This is a genomic window from Cupriavidus sp. GW822-FHT06G04 (assembly GCF_058799075.1).
This window is the reverse complement of record NZ_JBXALD010000003.1, coordinates 478,729-498,216: the sequence shown is the minus strand read 5'-3', so window position 1 is coordinate 498,216 and position 19,488 is coordinate 478,729. Positions and strand designations below refer to the sequence as shown.

Annotated in this window: 18 protein-coding genes and 1 pseudogene; 4 read left to right on the top strand and 15 right to left on the bottom strand. The window is 65.5% G+C overall.

What is annotated here, in order from left to right:
• Positions 1–9: 9 nt before the first annotated feature.
• From AC1RKI_RS09575 to AC1RKI_RS09510, 14 genes are all read right to left on the bottom strand, one after another.
• Positions 10–996 (bottom strand): Bug family tripartite tricarboxylate transporter substrate binding protein, encoded by a 987-nt coding sequence (locus tag AC1RKI_RS09575; RefSeq protein WP_492797584.1) that lies wholly within the window; start codon positions 994–996, stop codon positions 10–12.
• A gap of 50 nt (positions 997–1,046) precedes the next feature.
• On the bottom strand, positions 1,047–2,417 hold the full coding sequence (locus tag AC1RKI_RS09570) for an LLM class flavin-dependent oxidoreductase (RefSeq protein ID WP_227461133.1): 1,371 nt from the start codon (positions 2,415–2,417) through the stop codon (positions 1,047–1,049).
• A 138-nt stretch (positions 2,418–2,555) separates the two neighbouring features.
• Complete coding sequence (locus AC1RKI_RS09565) at positions 2,556–3,341, bottom strand: ABC transporter permease (protein ID WP_492797586.1); 786 nt, start codon at positions 3,339–3,341, stop codon at positions 2,556–2,558.
• Positions 3,331–4,089, bottom strand: a complete 759-nt coding sequence (locus AC1RKI_RS09560) for an ABC transporter ATP-binding protein (RefSeq protein ID WP_227461131.1) — start codon at positions 4,087–4,089, stop codon at positions 3,331–3,333. The genes AC1RKI_RS09565 and AC1RKI_RS09560 overlap by 11 nt, the downstream gene beginning before the upstream one ends.
• Complete coding sequence (locus AC1RKI_RS09555; protein WP_492797588.1) at positions 4,086–5,429, bottom strand: acyl-CoA thioester hydrolase/BAAT C-terminal domain-containing protein; 1,344 nt, start codon at positions 5,427–5,429, stop codon at positions 4,086–4,088. The genes AC1RKI_RS09560 and AC1RKI_RS09555 overlap by 4 nt, the downstream gene beginning before the upstream one ends.
• Positions 5,426–6,517, bottom strand: a complete 1,092-nt coding sequence (locus AC1RKI_RS09550) for an ABC transporter substrate-binding protein (RefSeq protein ID WP_233474088.1) — start codon at positions 6,515–6,517, stop codon at positions 5,426–5,428. Before AC1RKI_RS09550 ends, AC1RKI_RS09555 begins: the two co-directional genes overlap by 4 nt.
• Before the next feature lie 31 nt (positions 6,518–6,548).
• Complete coding sequence (locus AC1RKI_RS09545; RefSeq protein ID WP_492797590.1) at positions 6,549–8,087, bottom strand: class I adenylate-forming enzyme family protein; 1,539 nt, start codon at positions 8,085–8,087, stop codon at positions 6,549–6,551.
• Positions 8,088–8,093: 6 nt separating this feature from the next.
• The gene (locus tag AC1RKI_RS09540) at positions 8,094–8,516 is read right to left on the bottom strand and encodes a PaaI family thioesterase (protein WP_061954379.1); all 423 of its coding nucleotides are present in this window, start codon (positions 8,514–8,516) and stop codon (positions 8,094–8,096) included.
• A gap of 61 nt (positions 8,517–8,577) precedes the next feature.
• The gene (locus AC1RKI_RS09535) at positions 8,578–9,585 is read right to left on the bottom strand and encodes a zinc-binding dehydrogenase (RefSeq protein WP_492797663.1); all 1,008 of its coding nucleotides are present in this window, start codon (positions 9,583–9,585) and stop codon (positions 8,578–8,580) included.
• A gap of 74 nt (positions 9,586–9,659) precedes the next feature.
• Positions 9,660–10,685 carry an ABC transporter substrate-binding protein gene (locus tag AC1RKI_RS09530; RefSeq protein WP_492797592.1) on the bottom strand — a complete coding sequence of 342 codons (1,026 nt, stop codon included), beginning with the start codon at positions 10,683–10,685 and terminating at the stop codon, positions 9,660–9,662.
• A 10-nt stretch (positions 10,686–10,695) separates the two neighbouring features.
• Positions 10,696–11,505, bottom strand: a complete 810-nt coding sequence (locus AC1RKI_RS09525) for an ABC transporter permease (RefSeq protein ID WP_235430231.1) — start codon at positions 11,503–11,505, stop codon at positions 10,696–10,698.
• 11 nt (positions 11,506–11,516) lie between these two features.
• Positions 11,517–12,257, bottom strand: coding sequence for an ABC transporter ATP-binding protein (locus tag AC1RKI_RS09520; protein ID WP_061954373.1), 741 nt, complete (start codon positions 12,255–12,257; stop codon positions 11,517–11,519).
• Entirely contained in the window at positions 12,254–12,979 is a 726-nt protein-coding gene (locus tag AC1RKI_RS09515; RefSeq protein ID WP_244787832.1) for a GntR family transcriptional regulator, read from the bottom strand. Before AC1RKI_RS09515 ends, AC1RKI_RS09520 begins: the two co-directional genes overlap by 4 nt.
• A 333-nt stretch (positions 12,980–13,312) precedes the next feature.
• Positions 13,313–14,146, bottom strand: a complete 834-nt coding sequence (locus AC1RKI_RS09510) for a class II aldolase/adducin family protein (RefSeq protein WP_492797595.1) — start codon at positions 14,144–14,146, stop codon at positions 13,313–13,315.
• A gap of 221 nt (positions 14,147–14,367) precedes the next feature.
• Between AC1RKI_RS09510 and AC1RKI_RS09505 the strand changes: the two genes are divergently transcribed.
• The 4 genes and pseudogenes from AC1RKI_RS09505 to AC1RKI_RS09490 all read left to right on the top strand — a co-directional run bounded on the left by AC1RKI_RS09505 (position 14,368) and on the right by AC1RKI_RS09490 (position 18,107).
• On the top strand, positions 14,368–15,708 hold the full coding sequence (locus AC1RKI_RS09505) for an LLM class flavin-dependent oxidoreductase (protein ID WP_492797599.1): 1,341 nt from the start codon (positions 14,368–14,370) through the stop codon (positions 15,706–15,708).
• 87 nt (positions 15,709–15,795) lie between these two features.
• Positions 15,796–16,620 carry a MetQ/NlpA family ABC transporter substrate-binding protein gene (locus tag AC1RKI_RS09500; protein WP_341249896.1) on the top strand — a complete coding sequence of 275 codons (825 nt, stop codon included), beginning with the start codon at positions 15,796–15,798 and terminating at the stop codon, positions 16,618–16,620.
• Positions 16,621–16,645: 25 nt separating this feature from the next.
• Positions 16,646–17,428 (top strand): annotated as a pseudogene (locus tag AC1RKI_RS09495) (methionine ABC transporter ATP-binding protein); the annotation flags it as partial.
• A gap of 34 nt (positions 17,429–17,462) precedes the next feature.
• Positions 17,463–18,107, top strand: coding sequence for a methionine ABC transporter permease (locus AC1RKI_RS09490; RefSeq protein ID WP_233474087.1), 645 nt, complete (start codon positions 17,463–17,465; stop codon positions 18,105–18,107).
• Between the two features lie 37 nt (positions 18,108–18,144).
• Here AC1RKI_RS09490 and AC1RKI_RS09485 read toward each other — a convergent pair whose 3' ends face one another.
• Positions 18,145–19,401 carry an acyl-CoA dehydrogenase family protein gene (locus AC1RKI_RS09485; protein ID WP_492797602.1) on the bottom strand — a complete coding sequence of 419 codons (1,257 nt, stop codon included), beginning with the start codon at positions 19,399–19,401 and terminating at the stop codon, positions 18,145–18,147.
• Positions 19,402–19,488: the final 87 nt, after the last annotated feature.

The following is a 19,488-nucleotide window of genomic DNA, read 5'->3' as shown; positions in this document are numbered from 1 at the left end:
GGCGTCCGCTCAGTTGCCTTGCACGGTGCCGTCCTTGACCACGCGCGCGGCAATCTCGTGCACCTGGCGGATGCGCTGCGCGGTCTGCTCCGGTGTCAGCGTCTGCACGTCCACCTGGACGCGGCTCAGCGCTGCCACGGTGTCCGGTTCGGCCAGGATCTCGCCAATCCACTGGCGCAGCTTCGCCAGCACCTCCGGCGGCACGTTGCGTGGCGCCGTGATGAAGAACGCGCCGGCCAGCGAATCTTCCCAGCCCTTGACGCCCGCATCGCGCACGCTAGGCACGTTGGGCAGGTCGGGCGAACGTGCGCCGCCAAAGTAAGCCAGTGCGCGCAGCTTGCCCTGCTTGATGAACTGCGTGCTGAGCGGGTCGAATACCAAGTCGACATGGCCGGCCACCACGTCGGCAACGGCCGGTGCGCTGCCCTTGTAGGGCACATGGCGGATGTCGATCCCGGTCTGCCGCTTGAGCAGCTCGCCGGCCAGATGTCCCGGCGTGCCGTTGCCGGAACTGGCAAAGGTGAGCTTGCCGGGGTTGGCCCGTGCATACGCAATCAATTCGGGCAACGTGCGGATCGGCAGCGAAGGATTGATGGCGACGGTTGCCAGCGAGTTGCCGATATAGGCGACGGGAACGAGGTCGTGGAACGGATCGAACTTCACGGCCACCAACTGCGGCGCGATGGCCACATTGCCAATCGACGTATTGAGCAGCGTGTAGCCGTCTGCCGCGGACGCCGCCACGAAGCCCGCGCCGAGCGTGCCGCCGGCGCCGGCCTTGTATTCAATCACCACCGGTTGCCCGGCTTTTTCGGCCAGCCGCTTGGCGATGATGCGCGCGACATTGTCATTGGTGCCGCCCGGCGTATACGGCACCACGTAGGTGATCGGCTTGGACGGGAACGGCTGCTGGGCCAATGCATCGTTGGTAGTGGCGTGGAGAGAAGCGATGACGACCGCTGTGGCGAGCGCGGCGCGGAATACAGGAAAACGCATGACAATCGGCAAGGGATACAGAAGGAGTGAATGCATGAGGCAGGAGGCGGTCAGGCGGCAGCGGCTTCGGAAGCGAGCCGTGCGACCGTTGCCGGATGCGCCGGCCGCTTCAGGCCCAGATGGTCGCGCAGCGTCTTGCCGGCGTATTCGCTGCGGAACAGGCCGCGACGGCGCAGTTCCGGCAATACCAGACGAATGAAATCGTGCAGTCCGCCGGGAAGATACGGCGCCATGATGTTGTAGCCATCGGCACCGTAGTGACGGAATCGTTCTTCGAGCGCGTCTGCAATCTGCGTCGCGGTGCCAACCAGTTGCCAATGCCCGCGTGCGCCGGCCACACGCTGATAGAGCTGGCGGATGGTCAGGTTTTCTCGGCGGGCCAAATCTATCACCAGCCGCTGACGGCTCTTGGTGCCGTTGGTTTCGGGCAGATCGGGAATCGGGCCGTCAAGCGGATAGGCGGACAAATCGAATCCGCCGGTCAGGTTGGACACCAGCGTCAGGCCCACCACGGGATCGATCAGCGCCTGCAACTGTTCGAATTTTTCCTGCGCCTCGGCCTGGGACTCGCCCACCACCGGGAATACGCCCGGCATGATCTTGAGATCGTCGGCGGTCCGGCCATGGCGCGGCAGGCGCGACTTGAGATCAGCATAGAAGGCGACCGCTTCGTCCAGCGTTTGCTGGGCCGTAAATACAACTTCGCCGCAACGCGCGGCCAGTTCCTTGCCCGCTTCGGAAGAGCCGGCCTGCACCACGACCGGATGGCCTTGCGGTGGCCGCGAGACATTGAGCGGCCCCTGCACCTGGAAGTGCTCGCCCTTGTGGTGCAGCACATGGCGCTTGTCGCGCGAGAAGTAGAACCCCGCAGCCTTGTCGCGCACAAAGGCATCGTCTTCCCAGCTATCCCAAAGGCCGGTCACGACATCCACGAACTCGCTGGCGCGCGCGTAGCGATCGGCGTGCAGCAGGTTGTTGTCGCGGTTGAAGTTGCGCGCCTCGTGGTCGTTGCCGGTCGTCACCACGTTCCAGCCGGCGCGGCCGCCGGACAAGTGGTCAAGCGACGCAAACTTGCGGGCGATATGGTACGGCTCGTTGAACGAAGTTGACGCGGTGGCGACCAGCCCGATGCGCTCCGTGATGGCCGACAGCGCGGACAGCAACGTAATCGGCTCGAACTGCGCCTGATAGTTGTGGGCGACGCGGCTGAGGAAGTCAACGTTGTCGCCTCGCGTGCCGACTCCATCGGCCAGGAAGATCAGGTCGAACTTGGCCGCCTCCGCCGCGCGGGCGAGGTCGGCATAGAAGCGCAGGTCGGTGCCGCCGTCGGCCTGCGCCTGTGGATGCCGCCATGCGGCGATGTGATGGCCAGACGGGTAGAGAAAGGCCCCCAGGCTCAGTTGACCGGTGCGTTGGGACATGGATGTGGTCGAGGATCGTCACGATGGAGCCTCCCAGCCTAATCAATCCCTGACCCAAGGCGAACTACGAATACCGCATGTCGATACTGCTGCCGGCCGTTGAACGATATGCGGCAATGCGCCGACGTGCGGCCGCGGCTACCGGCCGCGCGCGGCAGGGTGCCAGAAGACCACACGCCGATGGATGCCACGTACCGCCTCCACGCCGATCAGCCCGGTTAGCGCCAGGAGCAGCACGCCAGCAAACATCGTGGCCAGACTCATGCTGACCGACGATGAGGCGATCAGGTAGCCGAGCCCGCGCTGGGCGGACAGGAATTCGCCCACCACGGCACCGATCAGCGCCAGCGAGACGCCGATCTGCAGGCCCGAGAAAATGTCGCCCAGCGCCGCCGGCAGCTTGACGTGCCACAGCAGAAAACCGCGCGATGCACTGAAGGCGCGGCAAGCTTCCAGCAGTTCAGGGTCGGTGCGCCGGATCCCGTTGATCGTGTTGACGAACAAGGGGAAGAAGCAGACCAACGCCACCAGCACGATCTTCGATGCCGCGCCAAAGCCAAACCAGACCAGCAGGATAGGGCCCAGCGCCACCTTGGGCGTGGCCTGAAGGCCCACCAGCAGCGGGTAGACAAAACGTTCGAAGGTTTCGGATTCCGCCAGTAGCGCGCCAAGCGCCACGGCAAGCACGCTGCCCACCACAAAGCCGGCCGCGGTGTTGAGCAGCGTAGCGCCGATATGTGGCCACAGCGTGCCGGTGGCAAATCCATCCGCCAGCGACCGAAACACCGCCTCGGGCGGCGGCAACAGATAGTCGGGAATATGCAGCCATCGCACCGCCTGGTCCCAGGCGAGCAGCAGCAGGCCAACGCTGATGGCGGGATAGATCGGCGCGGGCAGGCGCCGGGCCGCGGTGTCAGTGGGCATTGAAGTGTCTCCGCAAGTGCTGGGTTAGCGCGGTGAATTCGGGATGGTCGAAGGTGTCGACGCTGCGCGGGCGCGCCAGCGGATTCTGCAGCGACTCGACGATGCGGCCAGGACGCGGCGACATGACCAGGATCCGGTCCGCCAGGAACACGGCCTCTGGAATGCTGTGCGTAATGAACAGCACGGACTTGCGCTGGACGCTCCAGATGTCCTGCAGCGCGAAGGTCAGCGTTTCGCGCGAAAGCGCGTCCAGTGCCGCAAACGGTTCGTCCATCAGCAGCAAAGCGGGGTCCGGCAGCAGCATGCGAGCGATGCCGACCCGTTGCTGCATGCCGCCCGACAACTCGAACGGATAGTTGCCGGCAAATGCCGTGAGGCCCACCAAGTCCAGCAGTTGGTCCGCGCGGGCCTTTGCGCGGGATAAGTCCAGGCCCTGGGTGCGCGCTGGCAGCAGAACGTTCTCGCGCACAGTCTTCCACGGCAGCAGGCTTGGCTTCTGAAACACCACGCCGGTGCCACGGCTGGGCCCGTCGACCGGTTGCCCGTTCAGCGCGATCCGTCCCCGCGTTGGCGAGAGCAGCCCGGCGGCAAGACGCAACAGCGTGGACTTCCCGCAGCCTGACGGGCCAAGCAGGGCGACAAACTCGCCCTCGCCAATATCCACATCGACATCGGCCAACGCCTCGGTCTGCCCGGAGCGCGTGGGATAGGTCAGGCCCACCCCGCGTATCGACAGCGCTGCGCTCATGATGCGGTAGCCCGCCCGGCATTGCTGTTTGCCGATCGCTGCAGGGCATCGGCCAGGAAATCGACCACACGTGTCCACGAAGCGGCGCTGGCGCGCGCGTTAGCCAGAGCGGTGCCTCCACCATCGAGCAGCAGCCCGGCCACGGGATGCGGCTTGGCGATCTGCGTCGCCGGCAACTGCGGCAAGCCAATCGCGTGCCCAGCGTCTTCGCCGCGAAAGTGCTCGACATAGGCGCCATCGCCGCGTTGACGCAGCGTCTCGGCCACCTGGTCGCTGTAAAGCGTCGAAGGCCAGAAGCCGTCATCGGTACCAGAAATCAACAGCACCGGTCCCCGGATGCGTTCCACCGGGATACGGGCGCGCGCCACGGCTTGCGTGTTGCGCAGCGGTGTATGAAAAGCAGGCGCCTGGCGCACCGGCTGGCCGGGTTCCGGAGGGTGATCGAATGCGTGCCAGTCGGCGTCGGGATTGTCGCGCCAGACATTGGGCAGCGCCTCGCCACGCCATGTCCACGCGGTGGCGTCGCGTGGCTTGTCCGGATGGCCCGCGCGCAGCGTCCCATGTACCACGGCGCTGGGCACGTAGGCGACCACGGCAGACACCAGCGCCGGAAAGTGCGACGCCAGCAACAGCACCAGTTCGCCGCCGCGCGATACGCCCGATACCGCGACGAATCCGTCTCTTGGCGCGAGGCGATCGCGCATCCATTGCAGCGCGGTTTCAAAGTATTCGAGCGGCGTGTCGTCGATATGGTCGGGCCGGCCCGGTGACTTGAAGTAACCGAGGGCCAGCGCAGCGTAGCCGTGCGCGGCGTACAGTGCGGCGCGTTGTTCGTGCGTGCCGCCGCCGGAACCTGCGAGCACCAGCACCGCCGGATGGGGGCCCGGACCCGCCGGGGTATAAAGCGTGCCGCTGAGCCCGGCTTCGCGCACCGGGCGATGCGTCACGCCGGGCGCCAGGAAGCGCAGCGTGTACTGCCCGCGCGCCTGTGCGCCATATTGGCCAGTGGCTGTCAGCGCGATATCGAGCGGCGCAATGCCTTCGCTCCATGCGGGACGCGTCGGCGCGCGCAGCCGCTGCATGGCCCACACCGGTGCGGTGGCGTCGGCCACGAGCCAGCCGCCGCTGACCGGTGCCGTATCGCCGACGACCACCGTGCCGTCGGCATCGGCAATCAGCACCGCATGGCTTTCCCATTGGCTGCCGTCCGGGTGGTTCAACGTGCCGGTCAGGGTCACGCGTTCGTGGGCGTTGAATCCGCGCAGCGTGATGTCGCGCGGGACATCGATCAGCGCGTCGGCCGGAACGATATCGATGCGTGCGTGCGAGGGCCGGGTCATTGCGCCGCCTTTGCGCGTCGCACCAGCGCGGCGCGGTCGAAATCGGTGAAGGCCGGGACGAAGTCATTCGAGAAGATCTTCTGCAGCGGCACATCAGCACTGGGATACTCGCCGGCCTTGGTCATGGCCTCGATGCCACGCTGAATGGCCTGCAGATCGTACTGGCCCGGTACGCGGGGCGCACCGGACGGCGTGTACAGCACGCGTTTCAGGCGGCGCGTCAGCAGTTCCGCGGCTTCCGCAAGTTGCCTGGCTTCGTCACCAGCCGGCCGGGATTCCGGATGCTGTTGCCAGAACGCCTTGACGCAAAAAACGGGGTTCGCCTCGCACACGATCTGCGCCTGCGTGTAGGCGCGGCCGAAGCGGCGAACCAGGTCCGGCTGGTCGCGTAGGGTGTCGACGTGGGCGATAAAGCCGTTGCCGGCCGTCTCCTGGAACACCGCCGGATAGGCGATGCGCCGGATGCGGGTGCCGGAGAACTCGAGCAGGTCGTTCCAACTGCTGTTGAAGTTCAGCGCATCGACGCGATGGGTACGCAGCGCCTGGAACCCGGCGCCCAGCGCCCCGACGGCCACGTATTCGACGTTTTTGCCCGGTTCCAGCCCGGCGATGCGCAGCGCGGCACGCCCGCCGGGAATCGTCCCCCAGGTCAGGGCGCCCACGCCGATCTGCTTGCCCTTGAGATCGGCCAGTGAGCGGATCGGTGAATCGGCCAGTACCGCGAACTCCATCGTGTTGCCCGGCACGCCGTTATAGAAATAGCGCAGCGGCAGCGGGTCCTTGCCCGAAAAGTAGCTGGCGATGACCGGTTCCGACGTGGGATAGCCGAACGTTACGCGCTTGCTTGCCACCTGGGGCAGCAAGGCGCCGGCGCCCTGGAAGACGATGGTCTTGACGCTGAGGTTGGCTTCCTTGAACAGGCCCAGCGCTTCGGCGGCCGCGTAAGGCGCCCCGTCGTGCACGGCGGGCGGAATGGCCAGGGCCACGGTGACTTCATCGAGCGCGTGGGCCGAGGTGGCGAACAACGCAGCGGTGCCGAGCGCGGCGAGGGTGGCGCCGGCGCGCGCCGGCTTGCGGAACAACATCATTGACTCCTGCGGATTGCAATCGGATGGATCTTTACGGAAGCAGCAGGCGCACGGCCTGCTCGGCCAGTGCGCGGCGATCGATCTTCTGTGTGGCGGCCAGGGGCAGCGCATCGACGTACCAGATGCGGCGCGGATGCTGGTAGGCGGCCAATTGCGTCAGCGACCATTCGCGCAGCGCGTGTTCGGTCGGTGGCGCGATGCCCGGGCGCAGCACCACGAAGGCCACCGGCTTGGTGCCCTTGATCTCGTCAGGCACCGGCACGACGCTGGCCTGCTGCACCGCCTCGTGGCGCTCCAGCGCCTTCTCGATCTCGCCCGGATAGAGGTTTTCGCCGCCGCTGACGAACATGTCGTCGCGCCGGCCCACGAAGGTGTAGAAGCCTTCGGCATCGCGGCGAAACACGTCGCCGGTGATGTAGTAGCCATCAGCGGTGAAAGGCCGCAGCTCCGCGCGCCCGTGGTAGCCGAGCATCAGCCCGGGGCTGCGCAGCTCCAGGACGCCTTCGTTGGAAGCCTGACCCTGCTCGTCGATCAGCCGCACCGCCACAGCGGGATGCGGATAGCCGACCGATTGCGCGGGCGTGGGCAGTCCATCCGGATGCGGACCGAACACGACAGGGCCGCCCTCGGTGGTGCCATAGGCATTGATCACGCGCGCGTTGGGCAACAGCTGATGAATCTGCGCCTTGAGCGCCGGGCTGACCGGAGCGGACCCCATGCGCACGGCGCGGACGCTACCTAGGTCGGTGCGCGCCAGCAGCGCGCGCTCGCGCAGCATCATGGCAATCATCGGCGGCACAGCCGTCAGCCAGGTGCACTGGTAGCGTCCGATGGCATCGATATAGGCGGCGGCCTGGAACTGCGGCAGTAGCACCGACGGCGCGTGGCAGGCCAGCGCCAGCAGGATCAGCGCCAGCGCGTTCATGTGGTACAGCGGCGCGGCAATCAGCACCCGCTCGTTGGCCAGCGGCGTGCTGGCCTGGCGTGTCCGCACCACCCACAGATGGCTGGCGTGGCTCAGGCGCACACCCTTGGGACGTCCCGTGGAGCCGGACGTATAAAGCAGCAGCGCCAGGTCGTCGTCGGCCGGTACGTACGGCGTGAGGGGCGTTGTATCGCCGTCCGTCGCAACCAGGGCCGCATGCTCGGGCGATCCGAACACGATGGCTAGCGTGCCCGCTGGCACTTGCGCATGGTGCGCCGCGTCGCACAGCACAAGCCGCGCGCCGCTATCGGCGACGATATAGTCCACCAGCGTCTGCGGCAGCTTGAAGTTCACCGGAACCGCGACCAGCCCGGCGCGCATGATGCCGAGCAGCGACACCACGTAGTCGACCGAATTCACCCCCAGCAGGGCGATGCGGTCGCCCTGCGCCAGGCCACGCCGCAGCAGGCCCCGCGCAACGGCGTCGGCGGCAGCGTCGATATCGCCAAACGTGTGCGTGGAGGCCTCGCCGTTGGCACCGATGCCAACGATGGCCAGCGCGGCAGGATCGGCATCGCGCGCGATGACGCTGCTAAGGTTGCGGCCTGAATGGCTGGCCAAAGCGGCGTGCGTATCAGCGGCCATGATGCGTCAGCCCTGCGCAGGGGTGGCGTAGACGCCGCGGCCGCTGGCAACCAGACGGCCTTCCGCGTCATAAACGTTGGCCTCGGCCGCGCTTACCAGGCGGCCCGTCTTGATGACGGTGCCCACCACCTTCAGATCGCCGCGCGCCGGGCGATGGTAGTCCACGCGCAGATCGACCGTCGGCACGCCCTTGCCGGTGTGCGATACCAGCGCCCAGTCGGCGCCAAGGTCGACCAGCGCGGCCAGGATGCCGCCGTGGATATAGCCGCCGTCGGGGTTGACGATCCATTCGTCACGGAATTTCGCGGTCAGCGTGATCTCGCCTTCGGCGACGGATTCGACCTGCAGGCCGAGCCATTGGTGATAGGGCGCGCGCAGCAGTCGAGCCTGGACGTCGGCGGCGGAGGGTTGGGAAAGGGCTTGCGTCATGATCGGGTCTCGATGAAAGGTAGTTGGCGTGGAAAGAGCCGGACAGATGTCGACGCGCGGTTCAGGGCGTCACCACGACCTTGCCCAGCACGGCGCGGTCGCGGATCAGCGCCAGTCCACGGGCGGCATGCTCCAACGGCAACTCGCTGTCGATCACTGGATCGAGCTTGCCTTCGGCAACCAGTGCCAGCAGAGCCTTGAGGTTGTCGTCGTAGAAGCTGTTCGACCCCTTGATGTTCAGCTCGAAGCTCCACACGTAGCGCAGATCTTCCTTGGGATCATGGCCGGCCGTGGCGCCGCACACCAGCAGCGTGCCGCCGCGCTTCAGGCTCTTGATCGACGGCAGCCAGGTGTCGCCGCCGGTGAAGTTGACGATGACGTCCACGCCGCCCTCGAAGGTGCGCCGCTGCGGCTTGCCGTAGCGCTCGATCACCCACTTGCCGAAGTCGACTTCGCGATAGTTGATGACATGGTCGGCGCCCAGCGCCTTGAGGCGCTCGCCTTTCTCGTCGGAGCCGGCCGCGGCGATGACCTCGGCGCCCAGCATTTTGGCCAGCAGCACCGTGGCCGTGCCAACGCCGCCGCTGGCACCGAGTACCAGCACTTTGTCTCCAGCCTTGACGGTCCGGTGGGTAATCAGCATCCGATGGGCCGTGCCGTAGGCCACCGGCAGCGCGGCCGCTTGCGCGAACGTCACGTTGTCGGGCAGCGCGATCAACTGGCGCGCATCCACGCGCGCAAACTCGGCCATGCCGCCATCGGTCATCTCGCCCATCAGGCCCACACCCGGCTTGAGCGGGTTCACCAGCACGCGATCGCCGATCTTCCACCCGGTCACCCCGGCGCCCAGTTCGGTGATCGTGCCGGCCAGATCCAGCCCGATCACGACCGGAAACGGCACCTTTATGCCGGGCATGCCGTGCACGGTGAAGACGTCGTGATAGTTGAAGGACGACGCGCCGACGCGGATCACGACGTGGCCTTCGTCGGCCTTCGGTACGGGCTTGTCGGCGACCACGCGCAGTTGTTCTTCGAGGGTGCCGTGTGCGTCAAGCACCAGCGCTTTCATGAATTGCGTCACGATGGATTCCTTGGGGGAAGGGAAGCGGAAAACTAGAAAGAGTGAGGAGCGTGCCGAAGGGCTTACTTGAGCGCCTTGGCCTGCTCGTAGGGCTTGCGCGCGAAGAGGTCGTCCTTGAGCTCGCCCGTGACCAGGCCGGATTCGACGAACACGGCGTGCTGGCGGCGCAGCGTGGCGATGTCCGCCGGCTCGAAGGCCACGCGGTTCATGTCGTTCCAATGGCTCACGTAGACCTTGGCATCATCGGCCGGCAGGTTGGCTTTTTTCTGCAGGATCTGGACGACTTCGTCGCGATTGGCATTGCCCCAGGCCAGCGTGTCGCGCAATGCCGCAATCACGCGCGCAACCACCTCGGGATGGTTGTCGACCAGATCGGATCGCGCGGCCCCCACGCCGATATAGGGAACGGCGTCGGACTGGGTCAGCGTTTTCCACTCATTGGCGAACGTGCCCAGCTTGCGCACCGGCAATTCGTCACCAAGCTGCTCCACAGTGACCGAGCGCAGCGCCGCTGCATCGACCTGTTTCTGCACCAGGAACTGGGCCAGGCGCGATTCGTTGCCGCCGACCAGCGCGAAGTCGCTGCCCTTGATCTGATAGTTGCCGGCCAGCACGGCGCCTGCAATCACCGCGACCGACGAACCGGCCGGCGACATGCCTACCTTCTTGCCCTTGAGTTCACGGATCGACTGGATCGGCGAATCCTTGGGCACGACGAACTGCACGTCGGCAGGCTGCGTTGCCGCGAAGATGCGGATAGGTACGCCCGCGGCCGCCGTCCCGAACACGCCGGCTACCGGTGCGCCGAATGCCAGGTCGATCGAACCGGAGGCCAGTGCACGCAGCGGCGCGTTGACGTCAGGGAAGTGAACAAACTCGGCGCGCACACCACGCTTGGCGAGAAAATCCTTGGCTTCCAGGACCGAGCCATAGCCAAGGCTTACACCACTGGTCCAGTAGCCGATCTTGACGGTGGGCGCCGGCTCCGCAGCACTGGCCATGGCCGGGGTGATGGCGGCGTAGGACAGCGCGATAAATGTGGAATAGGCGTAAAACGCGGCGGCGGCCGCTGAAAGTAGCTTGCGCACGATGAAATCCTCAGGCTTGAAGAGAAACGGAGGGCGTGGACGACGGCCGCGCGGATGCTTTCCAGCGGAACAGTCGGCGCTCGGCGGGCTTGAGCAAACCGCCTTCGAGCAACAGCATCAGGCCGACCAGCAGCACGGTCCACGCAAACACCTGGTCGGTCTGCACCAGGTCGGCGGCTTGCCGCAGCCGGTAGCCGATACCACTGGACGAGCCGATCGTCTCCGCCACCAGCGACACCCGCCAGCCGAAACCGAAGGCCAGCCGGGCACCGGCGAAGAAATGGGGCAGGATCGTCGGCACGTAGATCTTGCGCAGTATCTGCACGCGAGACATGCGGAAGCTGCGTGCGAGGTCGACATAGTGCGGATCGACGGTCTTGGTGCCTTCCCAGACGTTGGTCAGGATCAGAGGCATGGCGGTCATGAACACCACAAAGACCGTCGTGGCATCCGAAATGCCGAACCAGATGATCGCGAAGATGGCCCAGATCGCAGACGACACGGTGTTCAAGAGCGTCAGCACCGGCTCGAAAAAGCCGGCCAGCACGCGGCTGGCGCCTAGCGTCAGCCCCAGGCCACTGCCAACGATGGTGGCCAGCACAAAGCCCGACAGCACCCGTTGGCACGTGGCGGCCACGTCGGTGGCGAAGGTGTCGCTGTGCCACAGCGCAAGCAGCGCGACGCCAACCTTTTCGGGGCCGGGCAGCACGAACGATGGCACCCGCGCGGCACCCCACCACCAGAGCGCCAGCAGCAGCGCAACCAGCAACAGGCGTTGCAGCACCAGCGTGGCAACATGACGGACGGCGATGGTGGTCACGGTGGTGTTCCTCATGCCGCGGCGCGCAGTACGCGCACCTGTTCCGCCACGATGGGCTCGGTGGGCACGCGCGGCCGCACCAGATCGGCCAGGTTGACCACGTCGGCTACGCGGCCCGGCCGCGCTGCGAGCCGGACCACACGGTCGGCCAGCACCACCGCTTCCTCCATATCGTGCGTCACGAACACCACGGTCATGCCGTTGCCGGCCTGGATGCGCAGCAGTTCCGCATGCATCTGGCTGCGCGTCTGGGGATCGAGCTTCGAGAACGGCTCGTCCATCAGCAGGACTTCCGGTTGGACGGCCAGGCTGCGGGCCAGTGCCACGCGGCTGCGCATGCCGCCCGACAACTCGTGCGGCCAGGCGTCGCCACGCGCGTGCAGGCCAACGAGCTCCAGCATGTCGTCTGCGCGGCGGCGTCGATCGGATGTCGACAGGTTGCCGGCTTCAAGGCCGAACGCGACGTTGTCGCGCACGGTGCGCCAGGGCAGCAGCCGGTCCTCCTGGAACATGTAGGCGATACGGCGCCAGTCAGACACCTGCGGCGCGGGTACGCCATCCACCGCGAGCTGGCCCGCGTCAGGGGTCAACAGGCCGGACAGGATGTTCAGCAGCGTGCTTTTTCCGCAGCCGGACGGACCCACCAGCGCCAGTACTTCGCCACGATGCACGGTCACGTCGATCCGGTCGAGGATCGTGGTGGTCCCAAAGCGCTTGACGATGCCGTGTGCAGACAGAACAGGCGGATTCATGCGACACCTCCGGCCAAACGCATCGGCAGGTACGTGCCGGCCTGCGACAGGCTGGCGTAGACCTTTTCCATGGTCTGGGCGCGAAACGCCTCGATGTGGCGGCGCGCAATCGTTTCTGCGGATTTTTCGTCGTGATCCTCGAATGCCTTGATCAGCGAGTTGTGGTCATGGCGGATTTCTGGGCGCACACGCTGGACGTTGAAGCCAAGCGCCACCAGCCGCGACATCTCATCCATCAGCGACGACAGCGTGCGCGTCAGGCGTTCGTTGCCGGTGGCGTGGACGATGGCCAGGTGGAACTGCTTGTTCGCGTCCATGAACTTGTCGATACGGCGCGGCGCCGGAATCGCGTATTCGTCGCGGCACGCCGCTTCCAGCCCGCGCAGCAACGCCGTATCGACGCGCCCGACGGCGAGCCTGGCGGCCATCGGCTCCAGTTGCACGCGCAGCGCAAACACCTCTTCGACGTCCTTGAGCGTGATCGGCGCCACTTGATAGCCACGGCGGGGCCGCGCGAAGATCAAACGGTCATGCGCCAGTCGGGTAAGCGCGATGCGGCAGCTGTTCTTGCCAAAGCCATAGGCGGTCATCAACTCGCCTTCGGTGACCAGCGCACCCGGCACCAGCTTGCAGGACAGGATGTCGCGGCGCAGCGCCGCGTAAGCGGCCAGACCCAGGCTGGTGTCTTGGGCGTCCTCTGCAATGCCGGCCTGCACGATCATCGTTCCATGCTCCTTCGCTTTTGTCGGGCGGCACGCATGTCCGCCTTGAAATACATGGACGTAGCTTAGGGCCGGGGCATTGGGAAGCAAACGAACGGTTTTGCCGAAGCATATGAAGACGCTGCTGTGACTGAGCAGCCCACCGCTGTGAGCTGCTCACGGATGCTTGGTGGCATGTCTTCGGTGCGAACGATGGCATGCACAGGACGTGGACGACACGGCAATGCCAGCAGCGTAAGGGGAGCGGTACAGCGGAATGGAAGATGACTGCGCCCCCGTGCCACGATCGGGCTTGGGGGCGGAAGAGGGGGTGAAGCGGAGGTGAGTCGCGGATCAGTCCAGCAGGTCGGGCTCGGCTTCCACCAGTCCCGCGTAGAGGCTTTCGAAGGCGTGCAACGATCCTTCGTTGCCCCCGACCTGCCCATGCGTATGGCGGGCCGTTGCCTCGTCGATGGGCTGCGGCGTGCCGGCGGCCTCGGCCAGCAACTGGGTATGGGCGGCGTTTTCCAGTGCGATATACCACCACGCCGTGGCTTCGATGGTCGGGCCGGCGGTGAGGATGCCGTGGTTTTTCAGGATCGCGCCCTTGTGAGTCCGGCCATTGCCCTTGTCCAGCGCCTGGGCTATCCGGTGGCCTTCGGCCGTGTCCACCACCATGCCCGTGAAGTCGTCGAACAGGACATGGTCTTCGAAGAACGAGCATGCGTCCTGCGTCAGCGGGTCCAGCAAGCGTCCGAGCGTGGACCACGCCTTGCCATAGGTGGAATGTGTGTGCGCGGCCGCGACGATATGCGGATGCGCTTCATGAATCGCCGCGTGGATTGCGAAGGCCGCCTTGTTCAACGGCCGGTTGCCGACCACCGTCTCGCCCCGCGCATTTACCAGCAGCAGGTCGGACACCCGCATACGCGAGAAATGCACGCCAAGCGGGTTGACCCAGAAGTGGTCGGGAAACTCGGGATCGCGCGCGGTGATATGGCCGGCCAGCCCCAATGCAAATCCCTGGCGCGCGAAGATCCGGAACGCACCGGCCAACCGTTCCTGCCGATGGCGCCGCTCGGCCTCGATGGTCGGCCTTGCAGGGACCGGATCAAACCAGAACTTCTGCTGCGGTTCGGGGTTGGGCGTAAACGTGCCACGGCGTTCGAACGGAAATACGCTGCTCATTTGAGGCCTTTTTGTGAGGAACATCGCATGAACCTACGCCAGCCTGCCACGCAATGGAACGAAGCATTTGGCCGATGCTTATCCGGTTTTCGCGACGCCCAACCGGCCACGCAAGAAGCACGGCATATCGATATCGGCTTTCGTTCGTTCCCGCCCACGAAAGCCTTCCCTATGCTCATCGGCCAGACATCATTGCCAACGCGCACACGCGTATCTCTGTCATGACCGCTGCCTTGCCGCCTGCCAAGCTTCACCTGAATCTCAACGCGCTTCACTCGGGCTTTGTGCCGTCGGCCTGGCGCCTGCCCGGTAGCGATCCGCGGGCCTTTGTCGATGTGCAGCACTATGTCCGGCTGGCGCAGATCGCCGAGGCGGGCAAGTTCGACGCCATCTTCCTGGCCGATAACGCCGCCATTGCTGACCAAATCAATTTCCGGCCGATTACCGCGCTGGAGCCCACCTTGCTGCTTGCCTGCGTAGCGATGGCCACGCGTCATATCGGACTGGTGGCCACGGCGTCCACCAGCTACAACGAGCCGTACAACATCGCGCGGCGCTTTGCCACGCTCGATCATGTCAGCGGCGGGCGCGCTGGCTGGAACGTCGTGACGACCGCCGATGCCGGGTCCGCGCGCAATTTCGGCCGCGCGGCGCCGCCTGATCATGCACAACGCTACGCGCGCGCCGACGAATTCACCAACGTCGTGAAGGCGCTTTGGGATAGCTGGGAAGACGGCGCGTTCGTGGGTGACCAGCAATTGGGCAGCTTCGTGGACACGGCCCGCCTGCAGCCCATCGCCCACCATGGCCCGTGCTTCGATGTGCAGGGGCCGCTGAACCTGCCGCGGCCACCACAGGGGCATCCTGTGCTGTTCCAGGCCGGCGGCTCGAACGATGGCCGCGAACTGGCCGCGCGACATGCCGAAGCGGTGTTCTCCGCATCGCAAACGCTGGAGGAATCGCGCGAGTACCGCCTGGCCCTCAATCAACGTGCCGAGGCGCTGGGCCGCGGGCGCGGCGCGATTAAGGTCTTGCCGGGGCTGACGACGATCATCGGCGCCACCGAGGCACAGGCACGGCAACGCCGCGATGCGCTGATCGACCTGATTCCGTGGGACTACAGTCTGAACCGGCTGGCCGGTACGCTGGGCGTGACTGCCGACCGACTATCGCTCGATGCCCCGTTGCCGGATGGGCTCGCGCTGCCTGCCAACGGCAATCACACGTTCTTTCGCGCGACGATTGCACTGGCGCAGCGCCAGAACCTGACGGTGCGAGCGCTGATCCGTGAGCTTGCCGGCGGCGGTGGACATCGCGTCATCGTCGGTACGCCCGAGCAGATTGCCGACGACATCGAGCACTGGTTCCGCAGCGGCGCGGCCGACGGCTTCAACCTGATGCCCGATGTGTTGCCAGACGGCGTTCAGGATTTCGTGGATGGTGTGGTACCCATCCTGCAGCGCCGGGGGTTGTTTCGCACGGACTACGAGGGCGGCACCTTGCGCGAGCATATGGGCCTGGCGCGGCCAGCGGGCAGGGCACACACGCGCGCGGCGGCGTAGTCCGCATTTGCTATCTCGGATTACTTCGTGGACCGCGGGCGGCGCGATTCATAGACTGGTGGCTCCCAAACTCTCGCACCTGTCATCATGAAACGACGCTCCGCCTTTGGTCTCATTGCCGCGCTGGCCCTGTCGCTGTCCGCCCTGCCGATCGCATCGGCCTACGCCCAGTCAGCGGGCAGCAAGACGCTCAAGGTTGGCGTACGTGGCGGTGTCGACGAGGAGATCTGGGAGGTCGTCACGCGGGAAGCTGCCAAGAACGGGCTGAAGGTGGAAACGGTGATCATCACCGGCACCGCCAGCCCCAACGAGGCGTTGAACAACGGGGATCTGGACGCCAACTCGTTCCAGCACATTCCGTTCCTGCGTGACCAGATCAAGCAGCGCGGCTACAAGATCACCAATGTCGGCGACACGCTGATCTCGCCGATCGCGTTCTATTCGCGCAAGGTGAAATCTCTGGAAGCGCTGCCGAACGGCGCGCGCATTGGTATCCCCAACGATCCCAGCAACCAGACCCGTGCGCTGGTCATTCTGCGCGACCATGGCCTGATCAAGCTGAAGGATGGCTTCGATCCTTACACGGGCACCGTCACGCTGGCCGATATCACGGCCAATCCGCGCAAGCTCGAATTTATCGAAAGCGCGTCGGTGGTGCTGCCACGTGCGTTGCCGGACGTGGACGCCGCCGCCATCGTCAACACGTTCGCCTATCAGGCCGGCCTGATCGCCACTCGCGATGGCATTGCGGTGGAGAAGCGCGAAAACAACCCCTACGTCAACGTGATTGCCGTGCGTGAGAAGGACCGCGCCGCACCGTGGGTGCCGCAGCTCGTCAAGTCCTATCAATCGGAGGCAGTGCGCAAGTTCATCCTGACCAAGTATCAGGGGTCGGTCATTCCGGCGTTCTGAGGCGCTTGTGAACAGGGGCGATGACATGCGCACGATTTCGCAATGGCCGACGCGCGACCCGCACATCGTGTTCGATCGCGTTGGCAAAACCTATGTGGGCGCCGCAGCGCCTGCGCTAGTGGACGTCTCGTTCACGATTGAGCGCGGCGAGGTATTCGGCATCATCGGCCGCAGCGGCGCGGGCAAGTCGACGCTGCTGCGAAGCATCAACATGCTGGAGCGGCCGGACCGCGGTCATGTATGGATCGACGACACGCACGTCGGCAAGCTCGATGAAGATGGTCTGGTCGGGCTGCGCCGGCGCATCGGCATGATCTTCCAGCACTTCAATCTGATGTCGGCGAAGACCGTCTTCGACAATGTCGCGCTTCCGCTGCGCGTGGCCGGCGTGCCACGTAGCGAGATCGACGGCCGGGTCAGCGACCTGCTGGCGACCGTTGGACTCGCGGACAAGGCCCACGCCTACCCGGCGATGCTGTCCGGCGGGCAGAAACAGCGCGTCGGTATTGCGCGGGCGCTGGTGCATCGCCCGGAGATCCTGCTGTGCGACGAAGCGACTTCGGCGCTCGATCCCGAAACGACGGAGCAGATCCTGGCGCTGCTACGGGATATCAACAAGCAGCTCGGTCTGACCGTGGTGCTGATCACGCACGACATGGCCGTGATCGAAGAAGCGTGCGACCGCGTACTGGTGCTGGACCACGGCCAGGTGCAGGAGCAGGGGCCGGTCTGGCGCGTGTTTGCCGACCCGCAGGCCGAGGCCACGCTGTCGCTGCTACGCCCGCTACGCAAGCGCCTCTCGGCGAACGGACATTCTGTGGAGGTATCCCATCGTGTTGCCAATGGCTGAGAAGTACCTGAAGGCGTTTGGCGAAACGCTGCTGATGACCGGCAGCGCGTGCCTCGTAGTGTTTGTCGTCGGCATGGCGCTGGCCATCGTGCTGACCGTTACCGCGCCTGGCGGGCTGAGCCCGCGGCCGCGCACCAACCGCGTGCTGTCGGTGCTGGTCAACATGTTTCGCTCTATCCCGTTCATCATCCTGCTGGTGGCCATGCTGCCGGTTACGCGGCTGATCGTCGGCACGACGATGGGCACCTGGGCTGCCGTGGTGCCGCTGAGCGCGCATCTGATTCCATTCTTTGCGCGGGTGTCGCAGGTGGCGCTCAATGAAACCGACGCAGGGTTGATCGAGGCGGCGCGCGCCATGGGCTGCCGACGTTGGCATATCGTGCGGCACGTGTTGTTGCCGGAGGCACTGCCGGCGCTGATCGGCGGCGCTACGGTGACGGTGATCGCGATGATCGGATCGTCCGCGATGGCGGGCGCCGTAGGGGCGGGTGGCCTCGGCGATCTGGCGATCCGCTATGGCTACGAGCGCTATGAAACGGCGGTCATGTTCAATGTGATCGCAATCCTGATAGTGCTGGTGACGGTGGTGCAGTTCGCGGGCGAGCGGCTGGCTCGCCGTTTCGATCACCGCCGATAGCAACGCCGCCCGCATCGTTTTTTGGGACGGCGTGTCCTCAGAACAGGCCGGTCGTGGGGGGCGGTTGGTCCTTCAGCAGCCATGCGCCCACGGCGGCCGCCTTCCACTGACGCGGATTGTGATTGGCCACGGTGCGGGCATTTCGCCAGTGCCGGTCAAGATTGTATTGGCGATCGCAGGCGGATGCCCCGCCGACATCGAACGCCAGCTCCGCACTCTTCAGCGCCGCTGCGACGGCGAAGTACTGCGCCTGGGCGACGTCGATCGACGCCTGGGTCAGTGAGGCATTGCTGAGGTTGTCCGCCCAGGCGGCGTCGATGGAGTCGGCCGCGCGCAGCGTGGCGGCTTCGGCCGCAAACACCTGCGCGGCGATCTGACCAATGGTTTCCTGCACGTAAGGATCGTCCACCGATCGCTCGGCCGAACTGTGCTTGATCGGCCGGGCCTTGTTGCGCGCGAACCAGACCGCATCGTCCAGCGCGTTGCGTGCGATGCCGGTTTCGGTCGCGGCGAGGAATAGCTGAAAGACCGGTGATACGGGATTGCGGCGGTCGCGTGGCAAGTGGCTTGCGCGCAGTTCTTCGGGCTCGACGCGCATGTTCGTGAATTGGGTGGTGCCGCTGGCAGTCAGCCGCTGACCGATGGTGTCGAAATCATCGAGCAGCATCATGCCGGCTCGATCGCGAGGCACCGTGAAGTGCGTTTCCTTGCCAGCCTCATCCACGGCGATTGAGCTGATCCAGTCGGCATAGAGCGCGCCGGTACTGTAGTACTTGGTGCCGTTGACCACATAGTGATCGGCCTCACGAGCGATGGTGGCCTGGATGTCACCATGCTTGCCGCCGCGCTCCACGCCGGCATTGCCGACGATCTGGCCGCCTAGCAGCCGGGCAAACCAGCGCTTGCGGTCGGCTTCGTTGTCGTGACCCGCGAGCAGGCCTTCGATAAGTCCGAAATTGGGCCGCAATGCCTGGGCGAGGTTGGCATCGACGGCGGCCAGTTCCTGCACAAAGCGGATGGCGTCACGCATGCTGCCACCGGGGCCGCCATACGCTTTCGGAATGCGGAACGTCAGCAGACCGGCGTTGGCTACCCGGCGCGCAAAATCGAAAGGCAGTTCGCGATGGATTTCGCGCTGTGCGGCGTCTCGTGCGATGTCGGGCAGCAGCGCTTTGGCTCGCTGGCGGAGTATTGCCACATCGGCAGCCGGAGGCAGCGGTTGTGGCGTCGACGTCGGCGGCGCGGCATCCGTCTCGGTTGCGATCAAAGGCGCAAGGGGTTCTTGAAATGGCATGCGGTTGTCCTTCGGGTTTCTCGTCGAATGAGCACGAAAGACATCGTGCAGCAATTCTTTCGACGCGTAACGACCGATTTCGCATGC